Source organism: Vibrio qinghaiensis, assembly GCF_002257545.1.
GTDB classification, from domain to species: domain Bacteria; phylum Pseudomonadota; class Gammaproteobacteria; order Enterobacterales; family Vibrionaceae; genus Vibrio; species Vibrio ordalii.
This window is the reverse complement of record NZ_CP022741.1, coordinates 502,399-514,944: the sequence shown is the minus strand read 5'-3', so window position 1 is coordinate 514,944 and position 12,546 is coordinate 502,399. Positions and strand designations below refer to the sequence as shown.

Annotated in this window: 7 protein-coding genes; 3 read left to right on the top strand and 4 right to left on the bottom strand. The window is 47.5% G+C overall.

The features are described from left to right. Positions 1-125: 125 nt before the first annotated feature. From acnB to hrpB, 4 genes are all read right to left on the bottom strand, one after another. A complete protein-coding gene (gene acnB / locus CCZ37_RS02560; RefSeq protein WP_094499669.1) occupies positions 126-2,723 on the bottom strand; it encodes a bifunctional aconitate hydratase 2/2-methylisocitrate dehydratase in 2,598 nt (865 codons plus the stop codon). 246 nt (positions 2,724-2,969) lie between these two features. Then, complete coding sequence (locus tag CCZ37_RS02555; protein WP_244187292.1) at positions 2,970-5,177, bottom strand: patatin-like phospholipase family protein; 2,208 nt, start codon at positions 5,175-5,177, stop codon at positions 2,970-2,972. A 139-nt stretch (positions 5,178-5,316) separates the two neighbouring features. Then, positions 5,317-7,665: a penicillin-binding protein 1B gene (gene mrcB / locus CCZ37_RS02550; protein ID WP_094499667.1), complete on the bottom strand. Its 2,349-nt coding sequence runs from the start codon at positions 7,663-7,665 to the stop codon at positions 5,317-5,319. Continuing rightward, the gene (hrpB, locus tag CCZ37_RS02545; protein WP_094499666.1) at positions 7,662-10,130 is read right to left on the bottom strand and encodes an ATP-dependent helicase HrpB; all 2,469 of its coding nucleotides are present in this window, start codon (positions 10,128-10,130) and stop codon (positions 7,662-7,664) included. The genes mrcB and hrpB overlap by 4 nt, the downstream gene beginning before the upstream one ends. 55 nt (positions 10,131-10,185) lie before the next feature. On the opposite strand from hrpB, the gene sfsA reads away from it, so the two are divergent. From sfsA to gluQRS, 3 genes are all read left to right on the top strand, one after another. Then, positions 10,186-10,926 carry a DNA/RNA nuclease SfsA gene (sfsA, locus tag CCZ37_RS02540; RefSeq protein WP_094499665.1) on the top strand — a complete coding sequence of 247 codons (741 nt, stop codon included), beginning with the start codon at positions 10,186-10,188 and terminating at the stop codon, positions 10,924-10,926. A 139-nt stretch (positions 10,927-11,065) separates the two neighbouring features. Next, entirely contained in the window at positions 11,066-11,512 is a 447-nt protein-coding gene (gene dksA, locus CCZ37_RS02535; RefSeq protein WP_010319554.1) for an RNA polymerase-binding protein DksA, read from the top strand. A 92-nt stretch (positions 11,513-11,604) separates the two neighbouring features. Next, complete coding sequence (gene gluQRS, locus CCZ37_RS02530; protein WP_094499664.1) at positions 11,605-12,474, top strand: tRNA glutamyl-Q(34) synthetase GluQRS; 870 nt, start codon at positions 11,605-11,607, stop codon at positions 12,472-12,474. The last annotated feature ends 72 nt before the right edge of the window (positions 12,475-12,546 follow it).

Sequence of the window (12,546 nt, the reverse complement as noted above, 5' to 3'; positions counted from 1 at the left end):
TCAAGCTTCATTTGAGGCTATTTCAGCTTCAGCATGAGTGAGAAGTAGACATAAGTGAGCAGCTAGAATGGTAAAAAGCCACCGAATCGGTGGCTTTTTTATTAGGAGGTTAGCTTGGATAGCTCTTACACCGCTTGCTGGACAATCACACTGTCTGCTTTTTTAGTGTATTGCGCCATACGATGGAAGTTGAGGTAGCGATAGGTGTCAGCTGCAGTTGCGTTGATCTGCTTCGCGTACTCTAGATACTCTTCCAGTGTCGGAATGCGGCCTAAAATGGCGCCCACGGCCGACAGCTCAGCCGAAGCAAGGTAAACATTCGCGCCGGTCCCTAAACGGTTCGGGAAGTTACGAGTCGACGTCGACATGACGGTCGCTTTATCGGCAACACGCGCTTGGTTACCCATGCATAACGAACATCCTGGAGTTTCAATGCGTACCCCAGCGCGACCAAAGATGCCGTAATAGCCCTCTTCGATAAGCTGATCTTTGTCCATCTTAGTCGGTGGCGCAACCCACAAACGCGTATCTAACTGACCATTGAACTTCTCAAGCAATTTACCTGCCGCACGGAAGTGACCAATGTTGGTCATACAAGAACCGATGAAGACTTCATCAATAGGCGTACCTTGTACATCAGAAAGTAAGCGCGCATCGTCTGGATCATTTGGCGCACATAAAATCGGCTCTTTAATCTCAGCAAGATCAATCTCAATCACATGTGCGTATTCTGCATCACTATCCGCTTGCATCAACTCAGGATTGGCTAGCCACGCTTCCATCGCTGTAATGCGGCGCTCGATAGTACGGCGGTCACCATAACCTTCGGCGATCATCCACTTCAACATAGTGATGTTAGAGTTGAGGTACTCTTCAATTGAGGCTTGTGACAATTTAACCGTACAACCCGCCGCACTACGTTCTGCCGAGGCATCAGAAAGTTCAAACGCTTGCTCAACTGTTAAGTGCTCAACCCCTTCGATTTCTAGCACACGGCCAGAGAATTCGTTAATTTTCCCCGCTTTCGCCACCGTGAGCAGGCCTTGCTTAATCCCGTAATAAGGAATCGCGTGCACTAGATCGCGCAACGTGATGCCCGGCTGCATTTCACCTTTGAAACGCACCAAGATAGATTCTGGCATATCCAGTGGCATCACACCCGTTGCGGCCGCAAAAGCAACCAAGCCAGAACCGGCTGGGAATGAAATGCCAAGCGGGAAGCGTGTATGCGAGTCACCACCAGTACCGACGGTATCAGGTAACAACATACGGTTTAGCCATGAGTGAATAACGCCATCACCCGGACGCAGTGAAACACCGCCACGGTTCATGATGAAATCAGGCAAGGTATGGTGGGTATTTACATCAACAGGCTTTGGATAAGCCGAGGTATGACAGAAAGATTGCATGACTAAGTCAGCAGAGAAACCAAGACACGCCAAATCTTTCAATTCATCACGTGTCATCGGGCCAGTGGTATCTTGCGATCCAACCGTGGTCATTTTAGGTTCGCAGTAAGTCCCCGGGCGAACACCCGTCACGCCGCATGCTTTACCGACCATTTTCTGAGCCAGTGTATAACCTTTACCTGTATCAGCCACTGCAACTGGGCGACGAAATACTGTTGACGCTTCTAAGCCTAGTGCTTCGCGTGCTTTATCCGTTAAACCACGGCCAACAATCAGTGGAATACGGCCGCCAGCGCGCACTTCATCAATCAATACGTCGGTTTTAAGCTTGAACGTGGCAAGCACTTCGCCAGTGTCATGGTTGCACACTTTGCCTTCAAATGGGTAAACGTCAATCACATCCCCCATGTTGAGCTTGGTAACGTCAACTTCAATCGGCAACGCGCCAGCATCCTCCATGGTGTTGAAGAAGATAGGTGCAATTTTACCGCCGAGCACGTAGCCACCCGCGCGTTTATTAGGCACAAATGGAATGTCGTCACCCATAAACCACAAAACAGAGTTAGTCGCGGATTTACGAGACGAGCCTGTACCGACCACATCACCCACGTAGACTAGCTGATGGCCTTTCTCTTTTAGCGCTTCGATTTGAGTGATAGGGCCAATGCTGCCTGCTTTATCGGGTTGAATGCCTTCACGTTCATTTTTCAACATAGCCAGTGCGTGCACTGGAATATCTGGCCGTGACCATGCATCTGGCGCTGGTGACAGATCATCAGTGTTGGTTTCGCCAGTAACTTTAAATACGGTTAGCGTGATCTTCTCTTGAAGCGCCGGTTTTGAAAGGAACCATTCCGCGTCTGCCCATGATTGCAACACTTTTTGTGCATGTGCATTACCCGCTTTTGCTTTCTCTTCAACGTCATAGAACGCATCAAACATCAGTAGAGTACGCGATAGTGCATCAGCCGCAATCGGTGCCAGCTCAGCATCATCAAGCAATGAGACTAGCGGCTCGATGTTATAACCGCCTTGCATAGTTCCGAGTAGTTGCGCCGCTTTTGCGCGGCTCACTAACGGTGAAGAGACCTCACCTTTAGTGATGGCGGTTAAAAAGCCCGCTTTAACATAAGCGGCCTCATCCACACCGGGAGGAATTCGATTTTCAAGGAGATCAAGCATGAACGCTTCTTCACCTTGAGGGGGATTTTTCAACAGTTCAACAAGTCCTGCGACTTGTTCAGCATTTAGGGGTCTAGGAACAACTCCTTCTGCAGCACGCTCTGCGACGTGTTTACGGTAGGCTTCAAGCACGACTTTTTCCTCTCATTGCGGTTTACCCCATTATTATTGACATGATGGGCAAACATCCTTGGAAACTTGGCTCTCCATTGCCAGATATTTTTATGTAATCAGCGGCAGAGAGGCCAAACTGTGGGACGAAGAATAGCAAATTTAACTTTAAATTAAAATCTTATCATTTTGACCAACATAGCAACTTAAGACTAAAGTTCTATGATTTTTGAGTCACTTACCGCCCACTTTTCAGCTCAATTCTCGCTAAAAGGTAGTGCCAATACTCAAGTATATCGAATCAAAATTATCTTCGGTTCGACCATAAGCAAACATAATCGGTCCAATCGGCGAATCAACTCCGGCAAACACTGACCCCGCGCCGTACAATGGAGCGGTATCAAAGCTTAGATTAGGATCAGACCATACACCGCCGTATTCTATCGATGCACCAACATAAAATGGAGAACTGAACAGGCCAAAGTCATTATCAAACCAGCGATAACGATACACCAAACTGGTGAACGCTTTATTCTGGCCAATTAAGCTGTTGCGAGGGATACCCGATAAATTTAAGAAACCACCAATCGATTTAGGATTGATCGGTTCACTGGAATTTTTACTTTGCACCACACCGTAATCTAGGTTGCCGACCAAAGTATGGCGACCAAAGCTGTAAGCGGCGATCAGTTCACCGGAAAATTCATACACGGTATCGTTTGATTCAGGTTCAGAAGGCACATTAGAAGCTCTATCGTGCGATGCAAGATACTCAAGATCAAGATAAACACCCTGGGTAGGCAAACTAAAGTCATCCAAAGTATCAATGCGGTAGTTAACAAACACCCCTACACGGGTGTAATCCATATTTCCCATGGATGGCCAATGTGACACTTCAGCCTCCCCATCGGTATAGCGGATCCCTAACTTAAACTCTCGCCATAATTTATCTTGATAACCAATCGATAACTCTCCAATCCATTCTAAATAGCTGATCAGCAAATAGTCTTTACTGGCTTTTAGACTGGTGTCATCAAACCCTTGCATTGGCTTATTACGTTTATCATTGCTAAAGGAAATCAAAGCTGAGGTGAACGCTTTTTGTCCAGAAAAAAGAGGCGAAAATAGCTCAGCTTCAATGATCTTATCGGTGCCCATTTCTAGGTTGAAACGCAATTCAGATCCGAATGAGTTTAAGTCAGTAAAATTGGAAGAAATGCCCAACGCGTATTGACTATCCGTATGAAAATCATCTTCTAAGAAAAAGCGAAAATTGAGGTAATTTGGCCCCCAAGATTTCTCTTTCACATCGATGACCAGTTGGTTCTTTCCTTCAAATTCTCGATATTCATAGGTCACTAACTCAAAGCGATCTAATGCATAGAGATTTTCGACCGTCGCTTCAATCTGCTCGGTTGATAGCGCTTGTCCTGTCTTTAAATGCAAACGGTTTTTCAATAATTGATCGCTGTAATGACTGCGGTTGTTGAGTACGATTTCATCAACATTAACATCATCGCCATAAATTAAAGCCCTGCGGCGAGTTTGTTTTACTTCTACATAATGTTGATAGTTTGCGCTAGATAAGGAGAGCGAAGCCAACACCGATTTATTTGCCATCGCAATCTCATACCCTTTTTCATAAGCGGTAGGCATTTTATCAAATTCAGTGGTTTCCATACTGCCGACATCAGGGCGCAAAAATACATCTCGCTCATTCAATAAACGTGCTTGTTTTTGAGTACTTCTTTGTACGAGATAGTTGGAAAGCTGATCGGCGACCGTCAAAAAGGTGGTGAAAGCTTCTTGGTTTTTGTAATCGGTGCTGATATCTATCGCGATAACAATATCAGCCCCTAAGGCCCGTGCAACATCAACAGGCATATTATTGGTCACACCACCATCGACTAACCAACGACCATCAACTTCGTAAGGCGGCAGTGCTCCGGGTACTGACATACTCGCCATCATCGCATCCACTAAATAGCCACGATCCAACACCACCTCCTCAAGAGCAATGATATCAGTGGCTACCGCGCGATAAGGAATAGGCAGTTGATCAAAGGAGTGAAATTCAGAGAGATTGCCCGACGTTTCTCGCAAAATACGCAACATATTCTGCCCTTGCACCACACCGCGTGGTGCGCGGATCTCGCCCCAACGCAGTCCAAGGTCGGTGGTCAGTTGATAGCGGTCTTCGTACTCTTTATCTCGAACACGACGTTGGCTACGGTTGACCCGGTCACGATAACCTTCATTCCAATCTACGCTGTAAATTAAACTTTCAATTTCATCGGCGCTCATGCCACTGGCATATAAACCGCCGACATAAGCGCCCATACTGGTACCAGTAATGAAATCAACGGGGATGTGCATCTCTTCCAATGCTTTGAGAACACCAATGTGCGCTGCACCTTTTGCTCCGCCACCAGCAAGTACCACAGCAATCTTGGGGCGCGCAGTACTGTTCAACATAGATTCTTTAGTTGGTGGCTCATCGGCCACCGCGAAAGTCGCAGCAAACATGAATACCAAGAACAATAAGTTACTTAAAAACCGTTTCACGACTTTTCCTTAAATCCCTTTAAAATCAATTTACTATAAACTCCCCCCGCTACCACTGAAAGAGATTTTTTAACCATTGCCCCGGTTGTTTATCACAGCCCTGTTTCAATGCGCCGTTTTTATCCCACATGGGCAGTTTAAATTCGTTGTGGCAGTCTTGGACTAATTCCCCTTCGGCACTGGTTTTAAAGCCAATTGTAGTAATGCCTTGCGGCCAAGGAAGAAGTAATTTTTCCGGGATCCGATGTTGTAAATATTCCGCGTACACCCGTAATGCACCACTCGAACCCGTAAGTTTGATCGGCTGATTATCATCGCGGCCAAGCCAAACCGTGGTAACTTCACGACCATCGACGCCGACAAACCAACTGTCGCGGCTATCGTTAGTGGTGCCAGTTTTCCCCGCCAATGCTGCCCAAGCGAACTGGTTATTGAGATAGCGCCCAGTCCCTTCAAGTACTCCTCGCTTCATCGCATAAGTGGTAAGCCACGCCGCTTGCTGCTCAACGGCTTGGGATACTTTGGGAATCGATTGATAGAGCACATTGCCCTCTAAATCCAATACCGAGCGCAGCGCCGATAAGGGCGCTTTTTTACCCGAGTTGGTTAAGGTTTGGTACATCTGCGCCACTTGATAAGGCGTCAGAGAGAACGCGCCAAGAAACATCGACGGTACAGGACGGATCTCCTCTTTGTTGACACCAAGCCGCACCAAAGTGTCAGAAACTTGTTCAATTCCAAGCTGCATGCCCAATTGTACCGTAGGCACATTCAGTGATTTGGCTAACGCGAGATACAGCGGCACTTCACCACGGAACTGACGATCAAAATTGCGCGGTGACCACACTTCGCCTTTGTTCCCTTTGAGTGTGATGGGTTTATCGATAAGCGTGCTGGCTAAGTTGTATTTATCTGGCTGTGCGAGTGCGGTGAGATAGACCGCTGGCTTGACTAACGAGCCGATAGGACGGCTTGCATTTAAAGCGCGGTTAAAGCCGTCATAACCGGTCTGTTTACCGCCAACCATAGCGCGGATCTCACCACTGGTTCGGTCAACAGCAATCGCCGCCGCTTCTAAGTTTTTCCCCGCTGTTTTGGAAAGCACTGGAATTTGTCGATCAATCGCCAGCTCCAATTTGGCTTGCGAAACAGGATCGAGCGAGGTAAAAACGCGCAAGCCAGTATCCGCTTTGAAGGCGTCGCCCACTTTCTCTTTCAGTTCAATTTTTAACTGCTGAAAATACGCTGGCTGGCGGCTGGCAATGTGAGGATGCTTTTGCACATCTAACGGTCGACTGGCCGCTTGTTCAAACTGTTTAGCCGTCAAAATATCTTGCTGCATCATCAGCTTTAAAACCAAGTCGCGACGCTCTTTAGCACGTTCAGGGTAACGCGCCGGGTTATAATAAGAAGGCCCTTTAACCATGCCCACCAACAACGCTAGTTGATCAATACGCAATTCTTGCAATGGTTGACCGAAATAAAGCCGTGAGGCGAGGCCGAAACCGTGAATCGCCTCACCGCCACTTTGCCCTAAATAGACCTCGTTTAAGTAGGCTTCTAAAATGCGATCTTTGCTGTAGCGATAGTCGATAATGAGCGCCATATAAGCTTCACGCACTTTACGCCATAAGGTTCGATCGCTGGATAAGAAAATATTTTTTGCCAGCTGTTGAGTTAACGTGCTGCCGCCTTGCACAGTGCGCCCAGCCTTAATGTTGGCCACTAAAGCACGGGCAATCGCAAATGGAGAGATGCCATCATGTTGATAAAAATAGCGATCTTCGGTCGCAAGCAACGCATCCACCATCACTTCAGGAAACTGATCACGACGTAAAAATAGCCGCTGCTCATCGTTGCCTTTTTCAAGCATGCCGAGCATTTTGGGCTCAATACGCAAGTAACCTAAATCCCCTTTTTGCTCAAGAGATTGAATACGAACTAAACCGCTGTCATTAAAATGGAGCATCACATGGCGGTCAGGCTCAGGGCCATCGGCAAACTCAAAAGGGCGGCGGATGATCTCAATTTTGCTTGATGATGAAGAGTACTCGCCAGCATAGCGTGGCTGGTTCACTTTGCGATAGTTGAGTACATCAAGCTCATTGCGCAGCTCTTGCAACGGGATGTCATCACCGGGTGCTAAATTCAAAATGCGCGCATACACGACGGTCGGTAAATCAAAAAGCTGGCCTTCGAAGCGTTGTTTGACCACGCTATTTAGGTAAATACCAACGAACAACAGCACCGCGGCCAGTGCAAGGCTCAGTTTCCAGCCAATACCCCACACAATTTTCCACCATGCTTTGCGTGGCGCTGAAGGCTTCTTAGCCGGGCGACGTGAAGGTTTTTTTACGCTATTTTTTTGAGTGCCCGTAGGCTTTTTCTGGGTTGTCATTGTGCTAATTGCCGCTTAGTTTTCGTCGTCGCGATGTGGTTGGCAGGATCATCAGGCCAAACGTGTTTTGGGTAACGCCCTTTCATCTCTTTTTGTACTTCTTTATAAGCACCCTGCCAGAAACCGGCGAGATCTTGAGTTACTTGCAAAGGCCGCTGCGCAGGTGAGAGCAGTTCCATCACCACTTTTTTGCGCCCTTGAGCGATGGTGGGGGAATCTTGCTCGCCAAACATCTCCTGCATACGAACCGACAACATCGGCTCCGCGCCCAGTTGATAGCGAATGGCGGCTCGATTACCTGTGGGTAGCGGGTGGTGAGTTGGAAGCCAGCGATCAATCTCTTGGTTTAATGGCCAACCTAAATAGGCATTGAGCGCATCAAAAATCGGTACTTTTGCTAACGCTTTGACCGATTTTACTCCGACTAAATAGGGGGCTAACCAAACCTCAAGATCATCAAGCAGCGCTTGTTCCTCGACAGCAGGCCACGCCGCTTCCGGTAGCCATTGCGCAGCGCAACGTATGCGCGTTAATAAAGCGCTCGCCGCTTCGCTCCACTGTAATACCGATAGCCCCTTGCGACGGACATAATTGAGCAAGGCTTGCGTCATTTTTTCATGAGCAGGCTCTGGCAGCGCTTCACGCTCAATGACCAATTTACCGCACAGGGTTAGCCTTTCCGCGCACAGTTTCCCTGCTTTCTCATCCCAATCGACTCGTTCTTGCGTACTAAATAGCTCCGAAAAATGGGCTTGCAGTGCATCAATATCCAACTCTGTCGCAACAAAGATTTGGCTCGCTTGTGAACCGCTGCGCATTAAATCCACCACCACTAAATAGTGCGCGCCCGCGAGGCGTTCATCGTCACGCATTTGCGCGCCGTGACCATTCGCCAGTAAAAACTGCCCCCGTTGCGACTCGCTGCGGCGCTGAGCAATGCGATCGGGAAAAGCCAAACTCAGCACTAACGCCAGCAATGATTCATCCACTTTTTTTAGCTGAAATTGGCCACCGAGGGCGCGCGCAAGCGTCGTGGCACGCTGATGTAAGTTTTGTGTTTTAGGGTGAGTCGCTTGCTGCCAACGCATTAAGCTATGTTGTAAATCCAGCACATTACGCTCAGGCTCTTCCAATAAAGCGGTCACAGCGAGCGCCGTATTTAGCATTGAATTACTCGTTTGATGGGCTTTGAGCAACATACTCACCAGCCTTGGTTCCACACCGAGTGACTGCGCTTTTTTACCCAATGCGCTGAGCTGCTGTTTGCTGTCCATCAAACCAAGCGTATGTAATAGACTCCAAGCTTGCTGCATCGCTGCTGGTGGTGGAGTATCCAGCCAAGGCAAATCGTTGACCGACACCACACCCCACTGCGCAAGCTCCATCGCCAAAGGCGCTAAGTCACTGTGCAATATTTCCGCGCTCGGTACATTGGGTTGCTGCTTATATTGTGCTTCGCTGTAAAGGCGCAAACAGATGCCGGGTTCTAGGCGTCCAGCGCGCCCCGTACGTTGCTGCGCCGATGACTGGGCAATTTTCACTTGCTCTAAACGAGTGATGCCCGTTTTAAGATCAAACTTCGCTATCCGCTCTAGCCCCGCATCCACCACTAAGCGTATCCCCTCAATGGTCAGCGATGTTTCGGCAATATTAGTCGCTAGCACAATTTTCCGTTTGCCTGCTACTGCAGGCGCAATCGCTTTTTGCTGCGCTTGTAGACTCAACTGCCCGTATAAAGGACAAATATCAAACTCATCGGCTAAGTGTGCGAGCTGCTGTTCAAGCTGTTTAATGGCTGAAACGCCAGGTAAAAAAGCCAGCAGAGAGCCACTTTCAGCTCGCATCAAGCCTTCAATCTGTTTGCTCATCGTCGGCACAAGATAATCATTGGCTCGCAGCGGTGCATAGCGCACTTCAACCGGATAAGCGCGTCCTTCAGATTGCACATAAAGCGCTTGGGGTAATAATGACTGCAGTGCCAGTTGATCTAAGGTTGCCGACATTACGACGATTTTAAGATCTTCTCGCAGCGCTGATTGCACTTCCAAACTGAGTGCGAGAGCCGTATCCGCGTGAATGCTCCGCTCGTGATACTCATCGAAGATCAAGAGATCGATTCCGCTTAACTCAGGATCGGTTTGGATCATACGTGTCATGATCCCTTCTGTCACAATTTCAAGCTGCGTCGCTGCGCTGACTTTACTCTCACCACGCATACGATAGCCGACGGTTTGCCCAACACTCTCACCTAATTGCTGCGCTAAATAGCAAGCAATACTGCGCGCCGCCAAACGACGCGGTTCAAGCATGATGATCTTACCCGTGAATAATTGCGCTTTTAATAGCTGTAACGGGAAATGGGTCGACTTACCCGCACCGGGAGCGGCTTTGACAATCATCTGTGGGTGAGCTTGTACTCCCGCCAGCAGCTCGGGCATCACAGCTTGAATGGGCAATTGTGACAATGTGCAATCCTTATGGTTAAATGGCGGCAACATTGTACATAAAAACAGTAGATAAATGCAGTTCAATCCTCCACTTCGATCCGCGACCTTACTCAAACGCTACAAGCGTTTTTTGGCCGACATTGAGTTTGCCGATGGTCAACAAGAGACTATTCACTGCGCCAATACTGGCGCGATGACGGGCTGCGCCGAGGCGGGTAATCGTGTCTGGTTCTCCACCTCAGACAACCCTAAACGTAAATACCCACACAGTTGGGAGCTGACTGAAACCCAGCAAGGCCACTGCATTTGCGTCAATACGGCTCGGGCGAATACGCTGGCGGTAGAAGCGATTCAAAACGGCATCATCAAAGAGCTGCAAGGCTATGAGCAATTACAAACTGAAGTGCGCTACGGCCAAGAAAATAGCCGAATTGATATCTTGCTCAAATCACCATCCAAACCTAAGTGCTATATAGAAGTAAAAAGCGTCACCTTATTGGATGAGCGCTACTCTCCACTCGACGATATCGCCTGCAATTCAGGACAAGGTTATTTCCCCGATACCGTCACAACGCGTGGACAAAAGCATTTGCGTGAATTAACGGAAATGGCAAAAAATGGAAGCAGAGCAGTACTTTTGTTTGCTGTTTTGCATTCAGGGATTGAAAAAGTCTCGCCTGCACTCCATATAGACGCAAACTATTCACTATTATTGAAACAAGCGCAAAAAGAAGGAGTGGAAGTACTGTGCTACAAGGCTGTACTTTCAAGGAATGAAATCAAGCTCGTTAACACTGTAGAATTCGCCCATTAGCGACAAAAAATTGATGGCGCCTTCACATTGACAATAAGTTTACGATTGAGTGTTTGCCTCCTATAGATCTTTTTGCTATAGATACCCGCCTAAAATTAGCTGCTCGCGCAGCTGACTAGGTGTTAGTAGGAGATGCTGCATGCCAGAATTGAAGAAAAAAGCGATAGGCATCCTAGCCATTGCAGGCGTTGAGCCGTATCAGGAAAAGCCAGGTGAAGAATATATGTCACCTGAGCAAATAACTCACTTTACAAAAATTTTAAGTGCTTGGCGCAACCAACTTCGTGAAGAAGTTGAACGTACCGTTCACCATATGCAAGATGAAGCGGCAAACTTTCCCGATCCCGTTGATCGCGCTTCTCAAGAAGAAGAATTCAGCTTGGAATTGCGTAACCGTGACCGTGAACGTCGTTTGATCAAGAAAATTGAAAAAACATTAAGCAAAATTGAAGAAGATGATTTTGGTTTTTGTGAATCTTGTGGCGTTGAAATCGGTGTTCGTCGATTAGAGGCTCGCCCAACGGCAGACCTTTGCATTGACTGCAAAACGCTAGCCGAACTTAAAGAAAAACAGATGCAAGGTTAATCTTAGCTTTTGTTTGTGTTAAAAAAGGGAGCTAAAGCTCCCTTTTTGTTTTCACTCGATACCCAAATAACTTGTAACTTGGATGAATCGCAATGCACTATATTGGCCGATTTGCCCCATCACCTTCAGGCCCACTTCATTTTGGTTCTTTGATCGCTGCACTTGGTAGCTACTTTCAAGCAAAATCACAGCAAGGTAAGTGGCTAGTTCGCATCGAAGATTTAGATCCTCCAAGAGAGATGCCGGGATCGGACACTCTGATCCTTCAAGCCATCGAAGTCTATGGTTTGCATTGGGATGGCGAGGTGGTTTATCAAAGCCAGCGCCACTCTTTATACCAAGATAAAATTGAGGCTTGGCTTGAATCAGGGCAAGCCTATTATTGTGATTGCACGCGTAAACAAATTAAACAGATGGGTGGCTTTTATCACGGTACATGCCGCTATAAAAAACCAACATTAACCGAAGATTGCGCGGTTAGGTTGCGTGTTGATACACCGGTAGAGTCATTTTTCGATCAAAAACATGGCGAAATTCACATTCCTAAAGCATTAGCACAGGAAGACTTCATCATTAAGCGACGTGACGGTTTATTTGCTTATAATCTTGCCGTAGTGCTTGATGATATCGATCAAGGAGTGACGGAAGTGGTGCGGGGAGCCGATTTAATTGAACCAACGGGACGACAAATCAGCTTGTATCATTGCTTACATAAAACTCCGGTAAGCTACCTTCACCTGCCGCTCGCGATGGATGGTAATGGCAATAAATTATCCAAACAGAATCATGCCACTGCCATTGATATTCAAAATCCTAAACCTACCTTGCTTAAGGCAATGCGCTTTTTAGGGTTTGAGATAAAACAAGAGATTAGTGACGCTTCCATCGATGAAATTATCTTTTGGGGCAGTCAGAATTGGCACGTTGAACAACTCCCTCGGGAGACCGAGATCACACCGTGATTCTCAAAAGGCTATCCTTACGCTATGATTAGCCGCAAAATCGTCCCGAACGGGCACTTTAAATAACCAAAG